10 protein-coding genes and 2 pseudogenes are annotated in these 26,550 nt (G+C 73.1%); 7 read left to right on the top strand and 5 right to left on the bottom strand.

Annotated features, from left to right (window positions below):
* Positions 1-133: 133 nt before the first annotated feature.
* Positions 134-13,978: an SDR family NAD(P)-dependent oxidoreductase gene (locus tag ACIP5W_RS32750; RefSeq protein ID WP_401481189.1), complete on the bottom strand. Its 13,845-nt coding sequence runs from the start codon at positions 13,976-13,978 to the stop codon at positions 134-136.
* 282 nt (positions 13,979-14,260) lie between these two features.
* On the opposite strand from ACIP5W_RS32750, the gene ACIP5W_RS32745 reads away from it, so the two are divergent.
* On the top strand, positions 14,261-14,671 hold the full coding sequence (locus tag ACIP5W_RS32745) for a YybH family protein (protein WP_401481187.1): 411 nt from the start codon (positions 14,261-14,263) through the stop codon (positions 14,669-14,671).
* A gap of 133 nt (positions 14,672-14,804) precedes the next feature.
* Here ACIP5W_RS32745 and ACIP5W_RS32740 read toward each other — a convergent pair whose 3' ends face one another.
* Positions 14,805-15,218, bottom strand: coding sequence for a YybH family protein (locus ACIP5W_RS32740; protein WP_398103774.1), 414 nt, complete (start codon positions 15,216-15,218; stop codon positions 14,805-14,807).
* Between the two features lie 75 nt (positions 15,219-15,293).
* On the bottom strand, positions 15,294-15,842 hold the full coding sequence (locus ACIP5W_RS32735) for a flavin reductase family protein (protein ID WP_401481185.1): 549 nt from the start codon (positions 15,840-15,842) through the stop codon (positions 15,294-15,296).
* Between the two features lie 180 nt (positions 15,843-16,022).
* Between ACIP5W_RS32735 and ACIP5W_RS32730 the strand changes: the two genes are divergently transcribed.
* On the top strand, positions 16,023-17,627 hold the full coding sequence (locus ACIP5W_RS32730; RefSeq protein WP_401481183.1) for an aspartate aminotransferase family protein: 1,605 nt from the start codon (positions 16,023-16,025) through the stop codon (positions 17,625-17,627).
* Positions 17,628-18,200: 573 nt separating this feature from the next.
* On the opposite strand, the gene ACIP5W_RS32725 is transcribed toward ACIP5W_RS32730, so the two are convergent.
* Positions 18,201-19,082 carry an NAD(P)-dependent oxidoreductase gene (locus ACIP5W_RS32725; RefSeq protein WP_401481181.1) on the bottom strand — a complete coding sequence of 294 codons (882 nt, stop codon included), beginning with the start codon at positions 19,080-19,082 and terminating at the stop codon, positions 18,201-18,203.
* 55 nt (positions 19,083-19,137) lie between these two features.
* Complete coding sequence (locus ACIP5W_RS32720) at positions 19,138-20,316, bottom strand: acyl-CoA dehydrogenase family protein (RefSeq protein ID WP_401481179.1); 1,179 nt, start codon at positions 20,314-20,316, stop codon at positions 19,138-19,140.
* A gap of 374 nt (positions 20,317-20,690) precedes the next feature.
* Here ACIP5W_RS32720 and ACIP5W_RS32715 point away from each other — a divergent pair, with 374 nt between their 5' ends.
* From ACIP5W_RS32715 to ACIP5W_RS32695, 5 genes and pseudogenes are all read left to right on the top strand, one after another.
* The gene (locus tag ACIP5W_RS32715) at positions 20,691-22,142 is read left to right on the top strand and encodes a flavin monoamine oxidase family protein (protein ID WP_401481177.1); all 1,452 of its coding nucleotides are present in this window, start codon (positions 20,691-20,693) and stop codon (positions 22,140-22,142) included.
* Positions 22,143-22,668: 526 nt separating this feature from the next.
* Entirely contained in the window at positions 22,669-24,981 is a 2,313-nt protein-coding gene (locus ACIP5W_RS32710; RefSeq protein WP_401481175.1) for a BTAD domain-containing putative transcriptional regulator, read from the top strand.
* 139 nt (positions 24,982-25,120) lie between these two features.
* The gene (locus ACIP5W_RS32705; RefSeq protein WP_401481173.1) at positions 25,121-25,852 is read left to right on the top strand and encodes a DUF2397 family protein; all 732 of its coding nucleotides are present in this window, start codon (positions 25,121-25,123) and stop codon (positions 25,850-25,852) included.
* Positions 25,849-26,421, top strand: a pseudogene (locus ACIP5W_RS32700) (DUF2398 family protein); the annotation flags it as partial. The gene ACIP5W_RS32705 and the pseudogene ACIP5W_RS32700, both read left to right, overlap by 4 nt.
* A gap of 32 nt (positions 26,422-26,453) precedes the next feature.
* Positions 26,454-26,546, top strand: a pseudogene (locus ACIP5W_RS32695) (hypothetical protein); the annotation flags it as partial.
* Positions 26,547-26,550 lie beyond the last annotated feature (4 nt).

Genomic DNA, 26,550 nt, shown 5'->3' with positions numbered 1-26,550 from the left:
CGTCATGTGGCTCGTGATGTGGCTCGTGCTCGGTCTGGTTGGTCGTGCAGTGGTGTGCCGCAGCGGTGACCGCCGGGCGTGCCGAACCGCCCCGGAGCCGACCCCCTCGTCGGCTCCGGGAGCGGTCGCCCGGTCAGTTCAGGTCGTCGAGGAGGGCGAACAGTTCCTCGTCGCTCGCCTCGTCCAGGTCGTCGGCCGCCAGTACCTCGTCGGCGGACGTGCGGCCGCTCGCCTGTTCGGCGACGCCCAGCAGCTCGCGCAGCTGCCCCGCGACGCTTTCGTAGGCCGCGGGATCGGCGGCTGCCGACCGGACGGCGGCACTGAGCCGGCCGAGCTCCTCGACCAGCGAGTCGGCGGGCGACGCCGTCTCCACCTTGATCTGCCGATGCAGGTGCGCGGCGAGGGCGGCGGGGCTGGGGTGGTCGAAGACCAGGGTGCTCGGCAGGCGCAGTCCGGTCGCGTTGTTGAGCTGGTTGCGGAGTTCGACGGCGGTCAGTGAGTCGAAGCCGAGTTCCTGGAAGGCGCGGTGGGGGTCGACGGCATGGGCGTCGGTGTGTCCGAGGACCGCGGCCACCTGGGTGCGTACCAGGTCGACGAGGGTCTGTTCGCGCTCCTCCTGGGACAGGGTGCCCAGGCGCTCGGCCAGCGAGGGGCCCGCGTCCTGGCCACCGGACCGGCCGGCCGAGGCGGCTGTGCGGCGGCGGCCGGCCGGGGCCAGGTCGCGCAGCAGCGGTGGCAGGCCGTCACCCGCCTTGCGCAGTGCGGCGAGGTCGAGACCACTGACGCCGAGGACCGGTTCGGTTCCCGCCAGAGCGGAGTCGAACAGCGCCATCGCCTCGTCCGTGGCCAGCGGCTTGAGACCGATACGGGCCAGGCGGCGCAGGTCCGTCTCGTTCAGTTCGCCGCTGATGGTGCTGGTCTGGTTCCACAGGCCCCAGGCCAGTGACACGCCGGGCAGTCCGAGGGCCGTGCGGTGCTGGGCGAGGGCGTCGAGGTAGGTGTTGGCGGCGGCGTAGTTGGCCTGGCCGGCGTTGCCGATCAGGCCCGCGATCGAGGAGTAGAGGACGAAGGCGGACAGTTCCAGGTCCTGCGTCAGCTCGTGCAGGTGCCACGCCGCGTCCGCTTTCGCCGCCAGTACGGCGTCCAGGCGTTCGGGGGTCAGGTCGGTGAGCACGGTGTCGTCGAGGACTCCGGCCGTGTGGATCACGGCGCTCAGGGGCCGGTCGGCCGGAATCCGTGCCAGGACGTTTGCCAGGGAGTCCTTGTCGGAGACGTCGCAGGCGGCGAGGGTGGCCTCGGCTCCCAGCGTGCGCAGTTCGTCCTTCAGTTCGGTGGCGCCGGGTGCGTCGGGGCCGCGTCGGGAGACCAGGAGCAGGTTGCGTGCTCCGTGGGTGGTGACCAGGTGGCGGGCCAGTACCGTGCCCAGGGTTCCCGTGGCGCCCGTGATCAGGACGGTGCCCTCGTCCCAGCGCAATTCTCTCGTACCGGGTTCGCCCGTGGCACGGCCCAGGCGGGGCACGTATGTCACTTGGCCGCGTACCGCCAGTTGCGGTTCACCGGTGGCGAGGATCGCTCCGGTGTCGAGGTCGGTGCCCGGTTCCACGTCCGCCAGGACGATGCGGCCGGGATGTTCGGTCTGGGCCACCCGTACCAGTCCGGTGACGCCGGCTGCCGCGAGATCCGTGATCTCCTCGCCGTCCAGTGCGACCGCGCCGCGGGTCACCACGACCAGGGTGCTGTCCGTCTTGCTGTCGTCGGTCAGGAACTCCTGGATCGTGTGCAGGGCCTCGTGCAGCACCTCGGGCGCGGACCGTCCGCCCGACACCGCCTCCACCACCTCGGCCCCGGTCTCGGCCGTGGCCGTACCGCCGCGCGACACAGGCTTCCACCGCACCGCGAACAGGCCGTCCGGGCCGCCCGGAGCCGCCGCCGCACGCAGCGCCTCCGCCGACAGCGGACGCAACGTCAGTCCCTCCACGGTCGCCACCGCGGCACCCGTACCGTCCGCCACCGTGAGCGATGCCTCCAGGGTCTCGGACTCCTGGTCGGACACGCTCAGGCGGACGCGCAGCGCGGTGGCGCCCACCGCGTGGAGGGTGACACCCGACCACGCGAAGGGGAGCCGGGCCCGGCCCGCCTCGTCGACGACGCCGGGCAGGAGGGTGTGCAGGGCGGCGTCCAGCAGCGCCGGATGCAGCAGGTAGCGCCCGGCCTCGGCGTGCTGCCCCTCCGGCAGGACCACCTCGGCGAAGACCTCACCCTCGCCCCGCCAGGCCCGCCGCAGCCCCCGGAACGCCGGACCGTACGCGTAACCGAGCTCCTCCAGACGCTCGTACGCACCCTCCAGCGACACCTCCCGCGCGCCCGCCGGAGGCCACACCGTCAGCGCCTCACCCCCCGACGCCTCCGCCGGAACCAGCCGACCCCGGGCATGCAGCGTCCACGGCCCCTCACCCGCCTCACCGACGTCACCGTCCGCTTCGTCCGGCTCGGGCCGCGCATACACCTCCACCCCACGACGTCCGGCGTCGTCGGCCTCACCGACCACGACCTGCACCTGCACACCGCCCCGCGCCGGCAGCACCAACGGAGCCGACAGCAGCAGTTCGTCGAGCGCCTCGGTGCCGGTCTCTTCGCCGGCGCGCATCGCCAGTTCCACCAGGGCGGTGGCCGGCAGCAGGATCTTGCCGTCGACGGCGTGCTCGGCCAGCCAGCCGTGGGTGTGCGACGACACCCGTCCGGTGAAGACGTGGGTGTCCCGGTCGGCCAGGCCCACGGCCGCGCCGAGCAGCGGGTGCCGGGCGGAGGTCAGGCCCAGGCCGGCGGCGTCCAGCGGGGCGTCCGGGCCGTCCAGCCAGTACCGCTCGCGCTGGAAGGCGTACGTGGGAAGATCGACCCGGCGGGCGCCGGGCAGGACCCTGGTCCAGTCGGGGCCGGCCCCGCGCAGCCGCAGCAGACCCAGTGCCGCCGCCACGGACTCCGCCTCGGACCGCCCGCGTCGCAGCGCCGGGGTGAGCACCCCGGCCTCCTCGGTCAGGCATGCCGCGGCGAGCGCGGTCAGGACGCCGTCGGGTCCCAGCTCCAGGTATTCGGTGACACCCTCGGACTGCAGGAACCGCACACCGTCGTGGAACCGGACGGTGCCGCGGATGTGGCGGACCCAGTAGTCCGGTGACATCAGTTCCTCGTCGGTGGCGAGGACACCGGTCACGTTGGAGACGACGGGCATCTCGGGGGCCCTGAAGGTCAGGTCCGAGATGATGTCCCGGAACTCGTCGAGGATCTCCTCCATGTGGGGGGAGTGGAAGGCGTGCGAGACGGTCAGGAGCCTGACCCTGGTGCCCTTGGCCCGCCAGTCCTCCACGATCTCGGTGACGGCGTCCTCGTCACCGGAGATCACCGTGGCGCGCGGGCCGTTGACGGCGGCGACGGAGACCCGCTCCTCGCCGTACGGGAGCAGGGAGGCGCGGACCTCTTCCTCCGCGGCCTGGACCGAGGCCATCGCACCGCCCTCGCGGGCGGCCTGCATCAGCCGTCCGCGCTCGGCGACCAGGACACAGGCGTCGGTGAGGTCGAGAACGCCGGCCAGATGGGCCGCGGTGACCTCGCCGAGGGAGTGGCCGAGCAGGTAGTCCGGCCGCACGCCGTAGTGCTCGAAGAGGCGGTACAGGGCGACTTCGACGGCGAACAGCGCGGCCTGGGTGAAGGCCGTCTGGTCGATCAGCGCGGCGTCGGCGGACGTCTCCGGGGCGAAGAGCACTCCCTTCACGGGACGGACCAGCTCCGGGTCGAGATGTGCGCACACCCGGTCCAGCGCCTCGGCGAACACCGGGTTGGTCTCGTACAACTCGCGTCCCATACCCAGCCGTTGGGCACCCTGACCGGTGAACAGGAAGGCGATTTTGCCGGGGTGGGCGGTACGGGTGCCGACCACGCCGGGGACCTGTCGGCCGTCGGTCGAACCGGCGAGCGCGGCCAGGCCCTCGAGGAGGGTTTCGCGGCTGTCGCCGAGGACGGCGACGCCCTGGTCGAGCAGGGCGCGCCCGGTGGCCAGCGAGTAGGCGACGTCGGCCGCCTCCAGTCCGGGCCTCGCCTCGACGAACCGGCGCAGGCGCTCGGCCTGGTCGCGCAGCGACTTCTCGGTCCTGCCGGTGATGATCCACGGCAGGACACGAGAGGGCGCACCTGAGGCACTTGACGCACTTGACGCACTTGACGCACCGGACCTTCTGGCCGGGTGCGGCTCGGCCGGGGGTTCCTCGATGAGGACGTGGGCGTTGGTGCCGCTGATGCCGAAGGAGGAGATGCCGGCGCGGCGGGGTCGGCCGTCGGTGGCGGGCCACTCGCGTGCCTCGGTGAGCAGCTCGACCGCGCCCGCGTCCCAGTCCACATGGCTGGACGGCTTGTCCGCGTGCAGCGTCGGCGGCAGCATCCCGTGGTGCATGGCTTGGATCATCTTGATGACGCCGCCGACGCCGGCGGCTGCCTGTGAGTGGCCGATGTTCGATTTGAGGGAGCCGAGGTAGAGGGGTTTGTCGGTGGTGCGGTTGCGTCCGTAGGTGGCGAGGAGTGCCTGGGCCTCGATGGGGTCGCCGAGGCGGGTGCCGGTGCCGTGGGCTTCGACGGCGTCGATGTCGTGGGTGTTCAGGCCGGCGTTGGCCAGGGCCTGTTTGATCACGCGTTCCTGGGAGGGGCCGTTGGGGGCGGTGAGGCCGTTGCTGGCTCCGTCCTGGTTGACGGCTGTGCCGCGGATCACTGCCAGGATGCGGTGGCCGTTCTTGCGGGCGTCGGAGAGGCGTTCCACCAGGAGCAGGCCGACGCCTTCGGACCAGCCGGTGCCGTCGGCGTCGTCGGAGAAGGACTTGCAGCGGCCGTCGGGGGACAGGCCGCGCTGACGGGAGAACTCCACGAACGTGTTGGGGCTGTTCATGACCGTGACGCCGCCGGCGAGCGCGAGGTCGCACTCGCCGTTGCGCAGTGCGCTCACCGCCATGTGCATGGCGACGAGCGAGGAGGAGCAGGCCGTGTCGACCGTGACGGCCGGGCCCTCCAGACCGTACGTGTACGACAGGCGGCCGGAGAGGACGCTGGAGAGGTTGCCCGCGAGCAGGAAGCCCTCGAACTCCTCCGGGGTGCCCTCCAGACGCGAGGCGTAGTCGTCGTACATGGCGCCGGTGAAGACGCCGGTGCGGCTGCCGCGCAGGGTGGCCGGATCGATGCCCGCGCTCTCGAAGGTCTCCCAGGCGGTCTCCAGCAGCAGGCGCTGCTGCGGGTCGGTCGCGGTCGCCTCGCGCGGTGACATGCCGAAGAACTCGCGGTCGAACAGGTCCGCGTCGTGCAGGAAGCCGCCCTCGCGGACGTACGACGTGCCCGGCCGGTCGGGGTCCGGGTCGTACAGCTTCTCGACGTCCCAGCCGCGGTTGGAGGGGAACTCGCTGACGGCGTCGACCCCGTTGGCGACCAGGTCCCACAGGTCCTCCGGGGAGGACACCCCGCCCGGGTAGCGGCACGCCATGCCGACGATCGCGATCGGGTCGTCGGCGCGGGCCCCGGCGCGCTCGCGCCGGTCCTGGTCCCGGCCCTGGTCCTGGGGGGCTTGGGTGGCCACCGCCTCGGTCAGCAGGTAGGCGGCCAGCGCGTTCGGGGTCGGGTGGTCGAAGACCGCCGTGGTGGGCAGCCGCAGGCCGGTGGCGGCGGTGAGCCGGTTGCGCAGGTCGACGCCGGCCATCGAGTCGAAACCGAGGTCGTTGAACGCACGGGACGGGTCCACGGCCGTGGCACCCGGGTGGCCGAGCACCGCGGCCACGACGGTCCGCACCAGGGTCAGCACGGCGTCGCCCCGCTTGTTCTCCGGCAGGCCGGCGATCTGCCGTGCCCACTCGGAGCCGGAGCCGGAGCCGGAGCCGGAGCCGGAGCCGGAGCCGGAGCCGGAGCCGGAGCCGGCCCGTGCGGCGCGGCGCGGCCGCGGGCGCACCAGGCCGCGGTACAGCGCCGGGACCGGCGCCGCCTCGTCGGCCGTGAGCCTGCTCGGGTCCAGGGCCACGGGTGCCAGCAGCGCCTCGTCGCCGGCCAGTGCCAGGTCGAAGAGCGCGCGGCCCTCCTCCGGGGTGAGCGGGGTCATGCCGGCGCGCGCCCAGCGGGCGAGGTCGGCGTCGGTGAGGGACGCCCCCATGCCGTGCGTGGCGTCCCACAGGCCCCAGGCCAGCGAGGTGGCGGGCAGGCCGTGCGCGGCGCGGTGCTGGGCGAGCGCGTCCAGGTAGGTGTTGGCCGCCGCGTAGTTGGCCTGGCCCGCGGTGCCGGTGAGGCCGGACACCGACGAGAACAGCACGAAGGCCGTCAGGTCCAGGTCCCGGGTCAGCTCGTGGAGGTGGCGGGCGGCGTCCGCCTTCGGCCGCAGGACGGCGTCCAGCTGTGCCTCGGTCAGTGACTGGAGGGTCGCGTCGTCCAGGACGCCGGCCGTGTGCACGACGGCGGTCAGCGGGTGCGCGGCCGGGACCGAGGCGACCAGGGCCGCGACGGCGTCCCGGTCGCCGACGTCGGCGGCGGTGACGGTCACCTCGGCGCCGAGCGCGGTCAGTTCACCGGCCAGCTCGGCGGCGCCGGGCGCGTCGGGGCCCCGGCGGCTGGTCAGCAGCAGGTGCCGTACGCCGTGCTCGGTGACCAGGTGGCGGGCGAACAGCGCGCCGAGCCCACCGGTGCCGCCGGTGACGAGGACCGTGCCGTCCGGGGTGAAGCGGGGAGCGGGCGCCCCGGCCGCCCCGGCCGCCCGGGAGGCGCGGGCGAGCCGGGGCGCGTGCAGCCGGCCGTCGCGCACGGCCAGCTGCGGTTCCTCGGCGGCGAGCGCGGCAGGCAGCAGGGAGTCCGCCGCCGGGTCGTCGTCGAGGTCGATCAGCACGATGCGGTCGGGGTGCTCGGACTGCGCCGAACGGATCAGGCCCCACACGGGCGCCCCCGCGAGGTCCACGTCGTCGGTGGGCCGTGCGGCGACGGCGCGCCGGGTCACCAGGGCGAGCCGGGAGCCGGCGAACCGCTCGTCGGCCAGCCACCGCTGGACGAGGCGCAGCACCCGACCGGTGGCGGGCCGCGGGTCGTCCGCGCCGTCGGCGGCGGTGGGCACCCGCAGGACGACCACGTCGGCCGGCTCGACGGAGTCGAGGGAGCCGGACGAGCCGACCGGGTCGCCGGAGGCGTCGGCCTCGGACCAGACCAGGGAGGTGTCCGGCGCGGGCGACGGCAGTTCGTTCCAGTCCACGGTGAACAGCGAGCCGGCGCCGGTGTGCGACGCCGCCGCGAGCCGGTCCCGGGGGACGGCACGCAGGGCGAGGTCCAGGTCGGCGACGGGGGCGCCGGTGCCGTCGGCGACGCTGATGGCGGCGCGCCCGGGACCGGCGGGCGAGATCCGGGCGCGCAGTTCGGCGGCGCCCGCCGCGTGCAGGGTGACGTCGTTCCAGGCGAACGGCAGCCTGATGTGCGCCGGGTCCGTCCCGGCGCCCGCGTCGAGCACCAGCGGGTGCAGTACGGCGTCGAGCAGCGCGGGATGCAGTCCGTACGCGGCGGCGGCGCCGGCCTGCGCGTCGGGCAGGCTCACCTCGGCGAAGACGTCGGTGCCGCGCCGCCAGACGGCACGCAGGGCCCGGAAGGCGGGGCCGTAGACGTAGCCGAGCGCGGCCAGCCGGTCGTAGACGTCGTCGAGGCTCTCGGCGGTGGCGCCGGCCGGGGGCCAGGAGGTGAGGTCCGTGTCGGCGGCGGGCGCCGCGGCGGCCTGTGCGAGCAGGCCGGTGGCGTGCCGGGTCCAGGGCAGGGCGCCGTCGGCGGTGTCCGGGCGCGCGTGGACGGTGAACGGGCGCTGCCCGTCCCGGTCCGGCGCGCCGACCGCCACCTGGACGCGGACGGCTCCGCGCTCGGGCAGCGGCAGCGGCGCCTCCAGCATCATCTCCGCCAGGTGCGGGGCGCCGACGTGCGCGCCCGCCGCGACGGCGAGTTCGAGGAAGGCGGTGCCCGGTGCGACGACCGTGCCGGCGATCGCGTGGTCGGCCAGCCAGGGCTGGGCGGCGCGCGACAGACGGCTGGTGAACAGCGCGTCCTCCCGCTCGGCGAACTCCACGGCGGTGGTCAGCAGCGGGTGCTCGGCCGGGTCGAGGCCGAGGCTGCGGGCGTCCGTGCGCGGTGCGGCGTTCAGCCAGAAGCGGGTGCGCCGGAAGGGGTAGACCGGCAGGTCGGTGCGGACCGCGCCGGGGAAGAAGGAGGCGACGTCGAGCGGGGCGCCCTGGGCGTACGCCGCGGCCGTCGCGGTGGCGAAGGTCTCCGCCTCGGGGCGGCCGGCACGCAGCACGGGGACGGCGGTCGCCTCGGCCGCCGGGGTGTCCTCCAGGGTGCGCCGGGCCAGCGCCGTCAGCACGGCGTCCGGGCCGACCTCGACGAGGACGGTGGCTCCCTCGGCCGCGAGCCGCCGGGTGGCGGCGGCGAAGCGGACGGTCTCGCGGATCTGCCGCGCCCAGTAGTCGGGCGAGGTGAGCTGCTCGGCGGTGGCGATCTCGCCGGTCACCGTCGAGACGATCGGGATGCGCGGGCGGTGGAAGGTGAGCCCGGCCGCGACGGCCCGGAACTCCTCCAGGACGCCGTCCATGTGCGGGGAGTGGAAGGCGTGCGAGACCGTCAGCCGGTGGGTGCGGCGGCCGGCCTCCCGCCAGCCGCGGGCGACCTCCGCCACGCGGTCGGCGTCGCCGGAGATCACCACGGACGAGGGGGAGTTGACGGCGGCGACGGACACGGCGGACTCCTGTCCGGCGAGCCCGGCGGCGATCTCCTCCTCGGTGCCCTCGACGGCTGTCATCGCCCCGCCGGCCGGTGCGGACTGCATGAGCCGGCCGCGCGCGGCGACCAGGACCGCGGCGTCCGCCAGGGAGAGGACCCCGGCGGCGTGGGCGGCGGCGAGTTCGCCGATCGAGTGCCCGGCGAGCAGGTCGGGGGTCAGTCCGTGGTGGGTCAGCAGCCGGAAGAGGGCCACCTCGACGGCGAACAGCGACGGCTGGGTGTACGCGGTGCGGTCGATCAGCCCCGCGCCCGCGCCCTCGCCGAACAGCACGTCGCGCAGGGGCACCTCCAGGAGGCCGTCGAAGGCGGCGCACACCTCGTCGAGGGCGGCGGCGAACACCGGCTGGGCGGCGTACAGTTCGCGGCCGGATCCGGCGCGCTGCGCGCCCTGGCCGGTGAACAGGAACGCGGTGCGGCCCTGGGTGTCCGCGGTGCCGGTGACGGTGTTCGGGGCGCCGGTGCCGGCGGCGAGCCCGGTCAGTCCGGCGAGCAGGTCCTCGGTGTCGGAGGCCAGGACGACGGCGCGGTGCTCGAAGGCGGTGCGGGTGGTGGCGAGCGAGAAGCCGAGGTCGGCGAGGCCGGCGCCGGAGCCGGTGAGGTGCGCGGCCAGGCGGGCGGCCTGCTCGCGCAGCGCGTCCGGGTCGCGGGCGGTGAGGACGTACGGCGCGGGCCCGCCGGCTACGGCGGCGGTGCCGCCGGGCTGCTCGGACCGCCCGTCCGTGCCGGCCGGGGCGGTGGCCGGCGGCGCCTCCTCGACGACGAGGTGGGCGTTGGTGCCGCTGATGCCGAAGGAGGAGACGGCGGCGCGCCGGGGACGGCCGGTCCCGGGCCACGGGTGTTCCTCGGTGAGCAGGGCGACGGTGCCGTCGGACCAGTCGACCCGGCTGGTCGGCCGGTCCACGTGGAGTGTTCTGGGCAGCACGCCGTGCCGCATCGCCTGGACCATCTTGATGACGCCGCCGACGCCGGCGGCGGCCTGGGTGTGGCCGAGGTTGGACTTCAGCGAGCCGAGGTGGAGGGGGCGGTCGCTGTCGTGTCCGGGGCCGTAGACGGCCTTGACGGCCTCCGCCTCGATGGGGTCGCCGAGACGGGTTCCGGTGCCGTGGGCCTCGACGGCGTCCACGTCCGCGGGGCTCAGACCGGAGTCAGCCAGCGCCTGCTGGATGACGCGCTGCTGGGAGGGGCCGTTGGGGGCCGTCAGACCGTTGCTGGCACCGTCCTGGTTGACGGCGGAGCCCCGGAGCACGGCGAGGACGGGGTGACCGTTCTTCTGCGCGTCGGACAGCCGTTCGAGCATGAGCAGGCCGACGCCCTCGGACCAGCCGGTGCCGTCGGCGCCGTCGGCGAAGGCCTTGCAGCGGCCGTCGGGGGCCAGTCCGCGCTGGCGGGAGAACTCCACGAACATGCCCGGCGAGGACATGACGGTGGCGCCGCCCGCGAGGGCGAGGTCGGTCTCGCCGGAGCGCAGGGAGCGGATCGCCAGGTGCAGGGCGACCAGGGAGGAGGAGCAGGCTGTGTCCACCGTGATCGCCGGGCCGACCAGGCCGAGCTGGTAGGCGATGCGGCCGGACATGACACTGGCGGTGGTGCCGGTCAGCACGCCGCCCTGGACGGACTCGGGGGCCTCGTCCATGCGCGGCCCGTACTCCAGGCCGGTGGCGCCGACGAAGACCCCGGTGCGGGTGCCGCGCAGCCGCGCCGGGTCGATCCCGGCGCGCTCGACGCTCTCCCACGCGGTCTCCAGCAGCAGGCGCTGCTGCGGGTCCATGGCCAGGGCCTCGCGCGGGGATATCCCGAAGAACGCGGCGTCGAAGTCGCCCGCGTCGTGCAGGAACCCGCCGTGGCGCACGGAGCTGCGGCCGGGCCGGTCCGGATCCGGGTCGTACAGGTCCTCGGGCCAGCCGCGGTCGGCCGGGAACTCGCCGACGGCGTCGCCCCCGCGGGCGACGAGGCGCCACAGGTCCTCGGGCGAGGCCACGCCGCCCGGGTAGCGGCAGGCCATGGCGACGACGGCGATCGCCTCGCGGTCGGCGCCCGCCGCCGGCCCGTCCGCCGTCTCGTCCGCGACCGTGGCCTCGCCGAGGAGTTCGGCCTCGACGAACTCGGCGAGGGCCCGCGGCGTCGGGTGGTCGAAGAGCAGGCCGCCGGGCAGCTTCAGGCCGGTGGCCCGGGCGAGCGTGCCGCGCAGTTCGGTGGCCATCAGGGAGCTGAAACCGAGGTCCCGGAAGGGCGTGTGGTCGGGTATGCGGTGGCCCGGTTCGTACTCCAGGACCGCGGCGATGTGGGGGTGCAGCAGATCCTCGACGGCGCGCCGGCGTTCCGCCCCGTCGAGCGCGGCCAGACGGCGGCCCAGTTCGCCGCGGGGGGCGGCGGCCGGGGGAGCGGCCTCGGAGGCGGGAGCCGGCCGCAGCGGGGCGACGGCTCCGCGGACACCGGCCGGCCAGTGGGAGCGGCGCTGGAAGGCGTACGTCGGCAGCTCGACGTGGCGCGCGGACCGGCCGCCGTACAGGGCGGTCCAGTCGGCCTCGGCGCCCCGGGTGAACGCGGTGGCCAGCGCGGTCTGCGCGGTCAGCGGCTCGGAGCGGCCGGCGCGCAGCAGCGGTACGGCGGCGACGGCGTCGGCGTCCGCGGCGCAGTCCTCGACCAGGGAGGACAGGACGCCCTCGGGCCCCAGCTCCAGGAAGGTGCGCACACCGGCGCTCTCCAGGGAGCGGACGGCGTCGAGGAAGCGCACCGGACGGCGGACCTGTTCGACCCAGTAGTCGGGCGAGGTGAACTGCCCCGCGGTCGCCGGCTGCCCGGTGACCGTCGAGACGACCGGAATTACCGGCTCCGCATAGTCGAGCGTGGCCGCCACCGCGCGGAACTCCGCCAGCATCGGGTCCATGTGCGGGGAGTGGAAGGCGTGCGAGACGGTCAGGCGTTTCGTGCGGCGGCCCTGCTCCCGCAGCGCGGCGGCCACCTCCGCGGCCGCGTCGGCGTCACCCGACAGCACGACGGAGCGGGGGCCGTTGACGGCGGCGACGGCGAGTGTGCCCTCGCGGCCTGCGAGGAGCGGCAGCACCTCGGCCTCGGTGGCCTCCACGGCGACCATCGCGCCGCCCGTGGGCAGCGCCTGCATCAGCAGGGCGCGGGCTGCGACCAGGCGCGCGGCGTCGGCGAGGGAGAACACGCCCGCGACGTGGGCCGCGGCCAGTTCGCCGATGGAGTGGCCGGCGAGCAGGTCGGGCCGCAGCCCCCAGCTCTCGAGGAGGCGGAAGAGTGCGACCTCGACGGCGAACAGCGCGGGCTGGGTGGCACCGGTCTCGTGCAGCGCCGTGTCGTCGGCGACGAGCTCGGCCAGCGGGCGCGGCAGCAGCGGGTCCAGATGCGCGGCGACCTCGTCGAAGGCGCCGGCGTACGCCGGGAACGCCGCGTACAGCTCCTGGCCCATGCCGGTGCGCTGGGCGCCCTGACCGGTGAAGAGGAAGGCCAGCCCGCCGGGCCGTACGACCCCGGAGACCACGGAGGCGGCGGGGGTGCCGGTGGCGAGCGCGTCCAGGCCGGCGAGCAGCGCGTCGCGGCCGTCGGCGACGACGACGGCGCGGTGGCCCAGGAAGGTGCGGGTGGTGGCCAGCGCCCGGCCGGTGTCCTCGGCCGGCTGACCGGGACGCCCGGCGGCGAAGGCACGCAGCTTCGCGGCCTGGGCCCGCAGCGCGTCCCCGTCGTGGCCGGTGACGATCCACGGCAGCGGGACGGCGGCCGCCGGGGCGCCGGGGGCGGCGGCGACGGCGGGTCCGGCGGGGTCCTCGGATGCGGTGGCGGGCCCGGCGGGGTCCTCGGCGACGGCGGAGGGGGCGGCGGGGGCCTCGGAGACGACGACGTGGGCGTTGGTGCCGCCCATGCCGAAGGAGCTGACGCCGGCGATGAGCGCCCGGTCCTCGTCCGGCCAGGCCGTCGGCTCGCACTGCACGGCGATCCCGAGCTCGTCCGGTGCGATCCGCGGGTTGGGGGTCTCGAAGTTCAGGCTGGCCGGGAGCCTGCGGTGGTGCAGGCTGAGCAGCGTCTTGATCAGGCCGGCGATTCCCGCGGCGCCTTCGAGATGGCCGATGTTGGTCTTCACCGAGCCGACGCGCAGGGCGGTGCGGGCCGTGCGGCCGCGGCCGAGTGCGGCGCCGAGCGCGGCGGCCTCCAGCGGGTCGCCGACCGGGGTGCCGGTGCCGTGCAGTTCGACGTACTGCACCTGATCGGGGGCGATCCCGGCGCGCTCGTACGCCTCGCGCAGCACCGCTTCCTGGGCGGCCGCGCTCGGCACGGTGAGCCCGTCGGTGGCGCCGTCGCTGTTGACGGCACTGGAGCGGACGACGCCGTAGATCCGGTCCCCGTCGGCCCGCGCCCGGCTCAGCGGCTTGAGGAGCACCATGCCGCCGCCCTCGCCGGGCACGAAGCCGTTGGCGCGGGCGTCGAAGGCGTAGGTGGTCCCGTCGGGCGACAGCGCTCCGAAGCGGGACTCGGTGACAACGTTCTCCGCGAGCAGGTTGAGGTTCACACCCGCCACCAGCGCGCCGTCGGCCTCGCCGGCGCGCAGGCTCTCACAGGCCAGGTGGACGGCCACCAGCGAGGACGACTGGGCGGAGTCCACGGTCATGCTCGGACCGTGCAGACCCAGGTGGTACGAGACCCGGTTGGCGATGACACCGCGGTTGACGCCGGTCATGGTGTGCTGGGTGACGGCCTCGGCGCCGTGCAGGTACAGCAGGCTCGTGTAGTCGTCGCGCAGGGCGCCGACGAAGACGGCCGTCCTGCTGCCGCGTAAGGAGGCGGGGACGACGCCGGCGTCCTCCAGCGCCTCCCAGGCGAGCTCCAGCACGAGCCGCTGCTGCGGGTCCATGGCCGCCGCCTCACGCGGGGAGATGCCGAAGAACGGCGCGTCGAACGCGTCGACGGCGTCGAGGAAACCGCCGCGCCCGGCGCCGAGGGAGCGCCCGTCCGGGCCCCAACGCCCTTCCGGCACCGGGGTGATGGCGTCGGCGCCGCGGCTGAGCAGGTCCCAGAACGCGGCGGGGGAGTCGGCGCCGGGAAGCCGGCAGGACATGCCGATGACAGCAATGGGCTCCGCCCGGTCCCCGGTCGCGCCGCCCTCCCAGGTGGGTTCTGCGTGGGTGTCGTGCTCGCTGGTCGTCACTGTCGGGTGCCCTTTCCGTTCTGCGTATCGCAACGGTCCAAGACGTCCGCCTGCGCATTCGGAGCCCGGACGGCTCGGCGCGGCCTGCATCGACGGTATGTACCTGGGGTCTTCCGAAGATCCAGCGTGTGATCACAGCCCGGTAATCGGAGCCGTGGTGCCGCGTTCCGGCGTGCGGCGTTACCCCTCGGTGAGCCCCGGGTTTCCGGCCTGCGGATAGCTTTTCGGCGTAGTTGTCACCCTCATCGCTCTTTCCATCCTCATTTTCCGGAGGACAGAAGAATGTCGAACACCACCACGGCCGTCGAGCTCCCCAAGGAGCTCGAGGCGCACCTCGAGAGTTATGTCGCCGCCTTCAACTCGGGCGACGCGGAGCGCGTCAATGCCCACTACACCGAAGCCGGCATCATCGCCTGGGAGAAGGGCAATCCGGTGAGCGGTGCGGACCGCCGGGCCGCCATCACGGAATTCCTCGCCGCCATGCGGCCGCACATCGAGACCGACCTGCGGGAGGCGTACGTCACCGGCGACACGGCCCTGCTGGTCGTGGACTGGACCATGGAGGTCAACACCGCGAGCGGCGAGGGCCGCGAGAGCCTGCGCGGCGTCGGCCTGGACGTCCTGCGCAAGCAGGCGGACGGCTCGTGGCTGTACGCCGTCGACGACCCGTTCGGCGAGGAACCGCGCGACTGACACCACGGACCCGCGATCCGGCGGGCACATCGCGAAGAGGCCGGGCTCCCCTCGGGGAACCCGGCCTCGTCCGTCGTGGTGCGGGTGGTGCGGGATGGTGCGGGGTGGTGCGGGATGGTGCGGGTCAGACGGTTCAGACGCTGATGTCGGCGACCGGACGGTCCACGGCCATCATCCACTTGCCGTCCTCGGTCCGGCGGATGACGTCGGTGCAGCTGCCCTTGACCTGGACCAGCTCGCCGTCCTCGCCGGGCAGCCCCAGCTCGAAGTCGACCACGATGAGCGTGACGTCGTCGGCGGTGTAGGAGTGCTTGACGACGGACTTCAGCGTCGGGCCCTTGGCGAGCAGCTCGATGATGCCCTTGGTGCGGGCCTCACCGGTCAGCGGGCCGCCCGTCAGGTTGGAGATGGCGTCGTCGAGGTAGAGGTTGTCGAAGGCGGCGCCGTCCCCGGAGTTGAAGATCTTCAGGAAGACGTCGTTCTGGACCTCCGGGTCATCGGTGAGTTCGAGGCTGTACAGGTCGACTTCGGGGGTCGAGGCGGTCATGTGCATCTCCTTCGTGTGATTCAGTCGTGTCCGGCTGGTGTGTGCGACCGCGCGCCGTCATGGCGTGCGGAGTCGTCAGGCGGCCCGCGGGGCGTGGCCGAACTTCCCGTCGAAGAACGTCAACGCCCCGTCGTCGCAGCCCCGTCGGCAGTCCAGCACCCTGCCGACGAAGATCGTGTGGTCGCCCGAGGCGTGCGCGTCGATCACGTCGCACTCCAGCCAGGCCAGCGCGCCGGCCAGGAGCGGGGCGCCCGTGCGCTCGCCCGGTGCCCACTCGACGTCGTCGAACTGTGCGAGCCCGAGGGCGCGCTTCTTGTCCGCGAAGTGCCGGGCGAGCGACTGCTGTCCGGCTGCCAGGATGTTCACGCCGAAGTGGCCGGCCCCGGTCAGCTCGTCGAACATGACGGCGCTGTGATCGATGGAGACCAGCACGGTCGGCGGGGCGAGCGACACCGAGCTGAAGGCGTTGGCCGTCATGGCGTGGATGTGGTCGCCACCCACCGTGAGCACGGTGACGCCGGTGGCGAACTGGGACATCACATCCCGCAGCGAAGTGGCCTCGACGGACGTGCGCAGCCCCGTCCGCGAGGCTGCGGGTTCGAGCTCTGCGGATGCAGGAGTCATTTCCCCTCTTCGGATTCGGCTTGAGGGCCCCCTACGCAATAAAGGGGTGGGTGAAAAACGTATCCGCTCGGCACTTTCTCGCGCCTAATCGCCAAGTAATCGATGCCTTTGGCCAGGCCGGCGGCCTCCGATGACCGCGCTGTTACCGCACGCTGGCGCGCATTCGGTCATGTTGGCCACATGACCGATGCTTCGAATGCCCCCGCTGAACAAACGCAGTTGGCCGAACCCCATCTGGGGGCCGTGCTGGCCTCCGCCGGCCTGGACGCCGAATACGTCCGGGCCGAGGGGAACCTTCTCTACCAGCGGGGCGAGGACGGCCGCGAGGTCGCCGTCGTGGACTACGCGGGGGGATACGGCTCGCTCCTGCTGGGCCACAACAACCCCGCGATCACCGCGTACGCGAAGGAGCTGCTGGACAGCGGCGTTCCGGTGCACTCGCAGTTCTCCCTGCACCCGGAGGCCGCCGAGCTGGCGCTCGCCCTGAACCGGATCGTCCGCCGCGAGACCGGCGACGACGAGCCGTTCTTCGCCGTCTTCGCCAACACCGGCGCCGAGGCCAACGAGGCCGCGCTCAAACACGCCGAGATGGACCGGGGCGCCCGCCTCGGTGCGCTCCTGGAGTCCGTCCGCGCCGGCCTCGACACGGTCCGCGCAGCCGTACGGGACGGTTCGGCGACGGTGCCCGCCGAGGTCCTCGCCCGCTTCGGCGTCGACGCGGACGGCCCGGCTCCCGCCGCGCTGGACGAACTGATCGACCGCATCGCCGCCCACAACGAGGACCGGGCCGGGCGCCCCCCGGTGTTCCTCACCCCCGAGGGCTCCTTCCACGGGAAGCTCGTCGGCACGGTCCAGCTCACCCACAACGAGGGCTACCGCGCCCCGTTCGGAGCGCTGGCCGCGCAGGCGCGGTTCGTCCCGCTCGGCCAGCCGGGCGCCCTGCGCAAGATCGTCGACGAGGAGCGCGCCACCCTCTTCGGCCTGGTCCTGGAGGACGGCCGGATCCGGCTGGCGGAGCACGAGGCGCCCGTCGTCTGCGCGTTCGTCCTGGAGCCGATCCAGGGCGAGGGCGGCATCCGCGAGCTGTCGGCGGAATTCGTCCGGGAGATCAGGGAAGTCTGCGCGGAGATCGACGCACCGGTCATCGTGGACGAGATCCAGAGCGGCATGGGGCGCACGGGCGACTTCCTGGCCGGTACGCGCCTGGGACTGCGCGGCGACTACTACACCCTCGCCAAGAGCCTGGGCGGCGGCCTCGCCAAGATCTCGGTGCTGCTGGTGCGCGCCTCACGCTACCGCGGCGAGTTCGAACTGATCCACAGTTCGACCTTCGCCAAGGACGGCTTCTCCAACCGCATCGCCCTGAAGGTCCTCCAGCTCCTGGAGGCCGACGATGGCGCCGCCTACCGCAGGGCCGCCGAACTGGGCGAGCGGCTGCTGGCCATGCTGGACTCCGTGCGGGAGGACTTCCCCGAGGTCGTCAAGGACGTCCGCGGCCGCGGTCTGATGCTCGGTCTGGAGTTCCACGACCAGTCCGGGGCGCCGGTCCCCCCGATCGCCGAGGCGGCCCGGGCCGGCCTGTTCGGCTACCTGGTCGCGGGCCACCTGCTGCGTGGCCACCGGGTCCGTACGTTCCCGACCGCGAGCGCCCCCGACACCCTGCGCTTCGAGCCGTCCGTCCTGCTGTCGGACGACGAGATCGCCTGGCTGGAGACGGCCCTGCGCGACACCTGCGACATCATCCGGGGCGGCTACCAGCGCCCCCTGGCGCTGCCCGCCGCGTAACGGACGGGACAGCCGGCGAGGGCCGGTGGCCGGGACGAGATCCACGTCCCGGCCACCGGCCCTCGCTCGTACCGGCCCTCGCCCGCGCCGCGCGCGCCCGCACCGCGCCCGCGCCGGGCTTGGACCTGTCCCGGTCACCGGCCTGCGCCCGCACCGCGCCGACCGTGCCGGCCTGTGGTCGTGCTCACCACCGCGCCCGCGCCCGCACAGCGCTTGCGCCCGTGTGTGTGCCGGGCTCGTGCCGGGTCCGGGTCCGTGCCGGTCACCGGCCTGCGCTCGCACCGCGCCGGCCTGTGGCCGTGCTCACCACTGCGCCCGCGCCCGCACAGCGCTTGCGCCCGTGTGTGTGCCGGGCTCGTGCCCGCACCCCGCACCCTGCCCCGCCCGGCACCCCGCCGCACGCGGCGAGCATGGCGAGCCGCCGGAGTCACGGGCCGTAGGGGCCGCCGGGACTCGCACCCGTCCGGCACGCCGCACGCCGCTGGGCGGGACCCGGCACGCAGCCGTGTCCCGCCCAGCGGGTTCCTGCCTCACCGTGCGCGTGGCATCCCGGCGGGGACGCCGGGGCTGGGGTCAGCCCTGCTTGAACGCCTCGACCAGGCTGGCCAGGCTGTGCCCGGCGTGACCCTGCTCGACGCGACGCTCGATCAGCGCCTGGATGGCGGCCGAGAAGTCGCTGTTGATGCCGAGCTGCTTGCTCGTGGCGACCAGGTGCTCGATCGCGGCCTTGTTGACGCCGAGGCTGGAGATCTCGGTGTCGAAGCTCGCCGAGTCGATCTCCTTGGCGCTCTGCGGGATCGACGGGGTGATGACGTGCTCGATCCACGTCAGGGCGAACGGGGTGAACGCCTCCGCCGAGACGCCGGCCGAGTTGACGAGGGCCACGGCGTGGAAGTAACCCGCGAGGCTCGACCACAGCAGCGACAGCAGACCGAGGTCGTAGATCATCGCGACACCGGTGTCCGCACCCAGGTACACGTTCGTGCCCGCGAGCGGCTTCAGCAGCTCCTCGTGCTCGGCGTACACCTCCTGGGCGCCGGCGTAGAAGATCAGGGCCTGGGGCAGGCCGATCATCTGCGGGACGGCCATGATGGCGCCGTCCAGGTAGCGCACGCCGTTCTGCTCGGCCCAGACGGCGAGGGCGCGGGCGTCCTCGGGGGTACCCGAGGTGAGGTTGATGACCACCTTGCCCTTCAGCTCGTCGGTGGCACCGGCGAACAGGTCGTTCAGCACCTCGTAGGTGGAGACGCACGCCACGACGACCGGGCTGGCCGCGATCGCCTGCTTGATGTCCGCGGCGAAGACGGCGCCCTGCTCGACGAGCGCGTCCGCCTTGTCAGCGGAACGGTTCCACACGGTGGTCGGATTGCCGTTCTTCACAAAGGCGGTGGCCAGGGCGGCGCCCATCATTCCCAGACCGAGAACGGTCACCGGACCCTGGTTCGTGTTCGACATTGACTTGCTCCTCATTTTTCTCTTCGGAATCGCTACGCCACCGAAAGGCGGCGTACTACAGGAAAAGGCTGTCGGGGTCGAGGCCGAGCAGCGTGCGGCCGTACACCTCGAGGCCCATGTTCGGGGCCATCAGACCGTGCCGGGACAGGCCCTGCAGGTCCCGGTAGAAGCGCTGGAAGGGCGCCTTGCGGGAGAGCGAGCCGGCGCCGCTGATGGAGTGGAGCGCCTCCAGGGCCTCTTGGGTGAGCAGGATCGCGGCGCCGGCCTTGCCGCGTACCTCCGCCTTCTCCTCCCAGGTCGGCTGCTCGCCGGCGTCGGCGCGCTCCTGGAGGAAGCCGAGGTAGGTCTCGGAGAGGGCCTGGGCGGCCTCGATCTTGCTGTGGGCCAGTGCGATCTGGATCTGGGTCAGCGGGTGCTGCGCCTGGTCGGTGACGTTGCTGTACGCGAGCGGCTTGCCCTTGACCGTGGCGACGAGTTCCTCGTGCGCGGCCCGCGCCATGCCGATGTAGACGGCGACGGACTCGGCGACGACGAAGCTGATCAGGCTGTAGTCGCGGCCCTGGGAACCGGTGACGGCACCGCCGCCGCTGGTGCCGAGGACGGCGTTCTCCAGGGTGACGACCCGGTGGGCGGGGACGAAGAGGTCCGTGGCGCTGGACGTCGAGCTGCCGGTGGCGATGGCGGCCGAGACCTGCCAGTCGTCGGCGATCGTGAGCTGGTCCACCGGGACCATGGCGTAGACCTCTTCGACGGTGCCGTCGGCGTGCTCCAGCTCGGCGGCGAGCAGGTCCCAGTGGGCGCCGCGGACACCGGAGTTGAAGCGCCAGGCGCCGTTGAGGAGGTAGCCGCCCTCGGTGGGGACCATCTTCGCGGTCGGGGTGAAACCGCCGGAGATGCGCACCGAGCCGCCCTTGAAGATCTCCTCCTGGGCCTCGAGCGGGTACAGCGTGGCCATCCAGGCGCTGGAGATCCAGGCGACGGCCACCCAGCCGGTGGAGCCGCAGCCCCGGGAGATCTCGGTGATGATCTCGACCTGCTCCTTCAGCGGCAGGTCCAGGCCGCCGAAACGCTTCGGCACGGCGATCCGGAAGACGCCGGCCTTCTCCAGGAGGTCGATGTTCTCCTGGACTATCCAGCGCTGGTCCTCGGAGGCCACGCCGTTCGCCCGCAGGGTCGGGACGATTTCCCGGACCGTCTTGAGAATGTTTTCCGCTTCAGTGGACCTGACGGCCATACCAGCTCCTTGGTGATTTCGGCGGGGTGAAAGGCATGGGCGTAGGCCAGCCAGCGCCATTGCCGTTTCGGGGGTCCGAACAAATTAAGCGAGACCGGACCATCCCCCCGCCACCAGCGAGTAACCGTCCTGTCCTCGCCAAGCTAACCAGAAGCCGACCAGAACCCCTGCCCCGTGCGGCCACCGAGCGCCCACCGGACGGTAACTCGCCGGTCTGCGGAAATCCCTAAACCTGTGAGGAAGGGCGATTATCAGTCAATGGGAAATGGTCGATCGATTTCAGTCAATCGCAACTAGTGTGGTTTCCCGTTCAGGTGACCACAGCAGCGCTTGATTCCTGGACAACGGACCACGTTGTGTACGAGGGGACTGGGATGAAGCCCAAGAAAGAGACATTCTTCGGGGGAGCGCGCACCTCGCGTCGCGCGATACTCAAGGCCGGCGCCGCCACGGGGGCGTCGGTCGCCGTCGGCGTCGCCTCCGCCCGCCCCGCCTTCGCGGCCGGGACGACCGAGGCCGGTCGCAGCTACGACGCGATCGTGATCGGCGGCGGCTTCGCCGGTGTGTCGGCCGCGCGGGAGCTCAAGGCCAGGGGCAAGCGCACGCTGATCCTCGAGGCCCGCAACCGCGTCGGCGGCCGGGCCTGGTCGAGCACGTTCTCGGGACTGCCGATCGAGTTCGGTGCGACCTGGATCCACCCCAGCCAGACACTGATCTGGAACGAGGTCCAGCGCCTGGGCATCACCAGGGTGGACGACCCCAACCCGGACTTCGCGGTGTTCGCCACGGAGTCCGGCAGCTACGCCAAGCAGGAACTGACCTTCCTCGACCAGCAGGACGCCCTCCTGCGGAAGTTCGTCGAGGGCGCCGAGACGTACCTGCCGCGCGCCTACGACCCCTTCTACCGCGAGGACCTGCTGGTCGACCTCGACAAGCTGACCCTCGGCGACCGGGCGCGCCAACTGCGGCTGTCCGACCTGGAGATGAACTGGGTGAGCGCCACCACCGGCGCGTACGGCGGCGGCTTCGAGCGCGGCTCGCTCACCCAGCTCGCCCACTGGTGGGCGCTGTGCGGCTACAACACGGAGACGTTCCACGGCATCAACGTCACCCGTCCGGTGGGCGGGATGAGCAACGTCGTCTCCCGGATGCTCGCCGAGTCCGGCGCCTCCGTCGTGTACAACGCGCCCGTCACCAAGGTCACCGACAGCGGTTCCCGGGTCCAGGTGACGGCGAACGGCGTGGTGTACGACGCCGCGGCCGTGGTGGTGGCCGTCCCCGTGAACACCTGGAACTCCATCAACTTCGCCTCCGGCCTGCCGGCCGAGTTCTCGCGGCTGAGCACCCAGACCGTCGGCGTGCCCACCGCCAAGAAGGTCTTCATCCAGGTCCAGGGCGACATCGGCCGCCCGCTCATGAACGGCAAGAGCGGCGCGATGCTCGACCTGGTCCTCGCGCACGCCGACAAGTCGGCCCAGGGCACAGTGCTCATCGGCTTCAGCGTCAACCCGAACCTGGACGTCACCAGCGTGTCGCAGGTGCAGAGCGCCATCAGCGAGCTGCTCCCGGGCACCAAGGTGCTGTCCGTCAAGGGCCACGACTGGGGCAAGGACGCCTACGCCAAGGGCGGTTGGACCTTCCGGACCCCCGGTCAGCTGCTCGGTTCGCTGCGCGCCGTCCGGCAGCCGCACGGCCGCCTGGTCTTCGCGGGCAGCGACATCGCGACCGGCTGGGGCGGCTACGTGGACGGCGCCATCGAGACCGGCATCCGGGCCGCCGGCCTCGCGGCCGGCCTGACCGCCACCGTGGCCTCCGCGACGAGCTGATCCCGAACGGATCCGGACCGGTCACCTCCCCGGGGAACGGGGCGGGTGACGGGCAACCGGCCGGACACCGCGATCGGTTGAGGGGTATCGCGGTCGTCCGGCCGGCGCCCGTCGGGGCCCGTGAACGTGCGGTTCACCAGGAGTTCGGCCTGTGGTTCACCAGGAGTTCGGCCTGCGGAAGATCAACGTCCGCCCTCAGCGGACGGGTCGGCGCCCTCACCGCCGGGAGAACCACCGACACGTGAGGCGTCGAACACAGATTGCTGTGGTATTGGCTCGTAGTCTTAGTAGCATTGGCTGCGTTCCCGGCGTAAAGGGGGGTGAGCCCTGCGCCGCACGCCAACCATGCTGAGGGACTATGTGGTTCAGGATGTTAGGTCCGTTAGAGGTCATATCCGGTGGGCAACCCATCTCGCTGGGGGGCAGCAAACAGCGGGCGACGCTCGGATATCTCCTCCTCCACCCCAACCAGACGGTACCCATCAGTAAACTGCTGAAGGCCCTGTGGAGCGTCGAAGAAGCTCCGATGACCGCCCGCAAGATCCTGCAGAACTCGATCTGGAGCCTGCGCCGCAAACTCGTCACCGGCGCGGCCGTGGAAGCGCCCGTGGCGCTGCGCACCCAGCCTCCCGGCTACTCCCTGGACGTCGCCCTCGAACGGGTGGATCTGCACCTCTTCCACCGGTGGGTGCGCGAGGGCCGTGCCCGGCTGGAGGCGGGAGAACCCGACGCGGCGGCGACACTCCTCAGTGACGCCCTGGAGCTGTGGCGCGGCCCGGCCCTCGCGGACCTGACCGAAGTAGGCCTGCTGTGGCCGGAGTTGACCACCCTCCAGAACATGCGGCTGGACGTCCTGGAGGACGTCTTCGAAGCCCAGCTCGCCTGCGGGCGCCATTACGCGGTCCTCGGCGAGCTGGAGTCGCTGGTGGAGAACGAGCCGCTGCGCGAGCGCGCCTGCGGCCAGCTCATGCGTGCCCTGTACCGCTGCGGGCGCCAGTCGGACGCGCTGGGCGTGTTCAGCCGGCTGCGGGCCCAGCTCGTCGAGGAGCTCGGTCTCGAACCCAGCCGGGAACTCCAGCAGCTCCAGCAGGCGATCCTCACCCACGACCTCGCCCTCCAGCTCGCGCCGGCCCCCGGTGGCCCGTACTCCGTGCAGGGCACGGCGGCCCTGCTGCCCGGCGCGATGGAGACGGCGCCCCAGCTGCTCGGCCCGCGGCCCGTCCCCGACAGCCAGACCCACGCCCCGCCCCAGCCCTCCCTCCACAACCCCGCCCTCCGCCCGCACCACCCCGACCCGGCGGGCGTCCGGTCCGCTCCCGTCCCCACCCTGACGCTCGCGGAGGCCCCGTCCCGGCCGCACGGCACCGGCTCCTTACCCGACGGCAAGCTCCCGGCCCCGCCCCGGCCGCCCGTCCAGGGTTCGGGACCCAGCCCCGACCGTCCGGCCCTGAGGGCCGTCCTCTCCGCTCCCGTCCCGGCGTCGGCCCCCAAGGTGCTGTCCTCCGTCAACGGTTCGGCGCCGAAGAACGACACGACGACGCACCACGCCCCCGCCCGGGACCTGCCGACGGCCAACACCGGCACACCCACCGTCGCTTCCGCGGTACGCGGCGAGGCCAGCCTCCTGCTGGTACGGGCCGAACCCGACCCCGCCTCGACCGAGGCCGGTGAACTCGACGCCGTGATGGACGGGGTGGGCACCCTGATCCACCAGGAGATCGAGCGCTGCGGCGGTACGGTCGTCTTCTCGCTGCACGCGCTCACCCTCGCCCTGTTCCCGGCAGACCCGGACGACACCGAGTACCCACTGCGCGCGGCCCGCGCCGCGACCGCGCTGCGCACGACCCTGACCGCGTCCGCCTCACGAGCGGATGCCCCCGTGACCGCCCGTACGGAGCTGCGCACCGCCGTCGCGACGGGCGCCGTGCTGGTGAGCCAGTCGCTCGGCGGCAGCCGGCCGCCCAGGGTCTACGGCGCCACGGTGAAGGAGTGCGAGGCGCTGCTGGCCCTGGCGACCTCGGACGGGACCCACGTCTGCGACCGCACGCGCGAGGAGACCAAGGAACACTTCGCGTACGAGGAGGTCCCGGGCACGCCCATCCGCTGGAAGCTGCTCGGACCCATCGACGCCGAGCCCGCCGACGACGACGCCCACCACCGCGAACTCGACCTGCTGCAAGGGGTGATGACCCACAGCATCCGCTGGTCCCAGCCGCACCTGATCACCGTGCTGAGCACCGAGGAAGTCCCCCGCAGCCGGATGCTCGACAAGCTGGGTGAATTCGCCGGCTCGGCGCTCGACGGGGCCCAGGTGCTGAGCTGGAACGGCCAGGACGCCGCCGAGGCGGGCCCCTTCGGCCTGCACCGGAGGATCATCTCCAGGTTCTCGGGGCTGTCGAAGTCCGACCCGCCCTGGGCGGTCCGCCGGAAGGTCAGCGCCGCCGTCCAGCGCCTGGACGCCGGAAAGAGCTGCATCAACTGGCTGGTCGCCCGCTGCACCTCGGTCCTCGAGACGTCGAACCGCTCGCCCGAGCGGCTGGGCGCCGAGGAGTGGCGGGACGTGTGGCGGTACTTCCTGGAAGCCGTCGCCCACGACGGCCCGATCGTCCTGATCATCGACAACCTGCACCTGGAGGACACGGCGACCAGAGAGCTCGTCGGCCTCATCGCCCGGCTCCCCGTCCGTATCCCCCTCACCGTCATCGCGGGCGCCGACCCGGAGCTCCTGCGCCACGCCGACTGGTCCTCGGACCGGCGCTTCGCCACCACGGTGCTGCTCGACAAGCCCTCCGACGACGAACTCGCCTGTTCGGACGAAGACTGCCTGCCCGTCCAGTGAGGCACCCCACTCGGAAGTGACTGCCGACAACCACTGACGGACACCTCGGACACCTCGGACACCTCGGACACGCCCGCGTCCGACGGCCCCCGCACGAGCGCGACCGCCCGTACGTCGTGCCCCTTGCGCACACACGGGCGTGAAAGCCGCCGCCATCGAAGCCCCGGCAACGACGCCGGTTCACACCACAGTCACCTGTCGCCTCCTCGGCGCTCTGCTGGTCCGGCACGATGAGGTGCCGCCACCGGGCGGCCGCCCGGTCTGCCTGCGCGCCACGGAAGGCGGCGTGTCCACAGCGCCGGTCCGGGTGTTCGGCCACCGCGCCGGCCGGCACCCTGCACAACATCAGCCGGTACGGCAGGCCGAGCCCGCACCTGCCTGTCGCTCGCCGCCGCCCGCGAGGCCGCCGACGCCGCTCCCGAGGACGCCGGGCGGGCGGAGGCGGTGGCCGTACGAGCGGTGGGCCGCCCGGTGGTCCGGGCTCGCCGAGTGGTTCGTGTCGGGGGAGGGACAGGAGTCGCAGGCCAGGCTCCTGCGCGGACGGGCGCTCGGTTCGATTCCGCAGCTGCTCGCCGTCGTACGGCAGTTGAACGAGCGGAGGGCAGGGCGGTCCGACCGCTCCGCCGACTTCCGCACCCTGGCGCGCTCGTTCGCCCAGGCGCCGGACGACGCGGCACCGGCTGTGGCGGGTGGCCTTCGGGCTGCACTCCTCGCGGCACCTCACCGTCGACGCCGACACCCTCGCCGAGCGGACGGCCGCCCCGGAGCCGGCCTCCCCCCCCCCCGTGGAGCGAGGCGCGACCGCTCAGGATCAGCCCCCGTACCCGCCCCACGAGAAGGCGCCTCTCCCCGGCTCGTGGAGGACCGATGAGCAGCGGCCCCCTCGCCGAGGTCCTGGACGGCCAGCGCCGGGCCGACCTCCAGAAGGCCGCACGCGCCCTGCTGAAGGAACCGCTGCTCACCGCGGACGGGCCGTACGCCGACGAGTTCCGGCTGGTGCGCCGGCACGCCGCCGAGCTGCGGGAGTGGTTCGAACGCAACGTCGGCTGGACGCTGCGCACGGACGCCGACGCCGCACGGCTGCACAAGACGCCGGGCACCCTCACCGACGCCACGCACCCGGCGCGCGAGGCCGCCCGCAGCGCCCTGCCCTTCACCCGCCGCCGCTACGTCCTGCTCTGCCTGGCCCTGGCCGCGCTGGAACGGGGCGAGTCGCAGGTCGCGCTCGGACGCCTCGCCGAACAGGTCGTCCTGGCCGCCGCTGATCCCGAACTCGTCGCCGCCGGGATCACGTTCACCCTGGAGCGGCGCGACGAGCGCCTCGACCTCACGGACGTCCGCATGCCGGAACAGGGCACCCACGGCCACATCACCCTGCTGCTGGCGGGACACCTGGCACGGGCGGCCGGGCCCGTCGAACCGGCTGAACTGGCGGCCCGCGTACGGGAACTGGCGCTGGAGCACGGCGGGTTCTGGTCCAAGTCGGCGAGGGAGCCGGGATCCGCGCCCTCACCGGCTTTCCCGAGGGCTCCGGCACCCAGTGGCGGCGGGAGGCATGGGCCTCGGCGG

Source organism: Streptomyces sp. NPDC088766 (assembly GCF_044750845.1).
GTDB lineage: Bacteria > Actinomycetota > Actinomycetes > Streptomycetales > Streptomycetaceae > Streptomyces.
The sequence above is the reverse complement of the archived record's forward strand: the minus strand, read 5'-3'. Positions and strand labels throughout refer to the sequence as shown.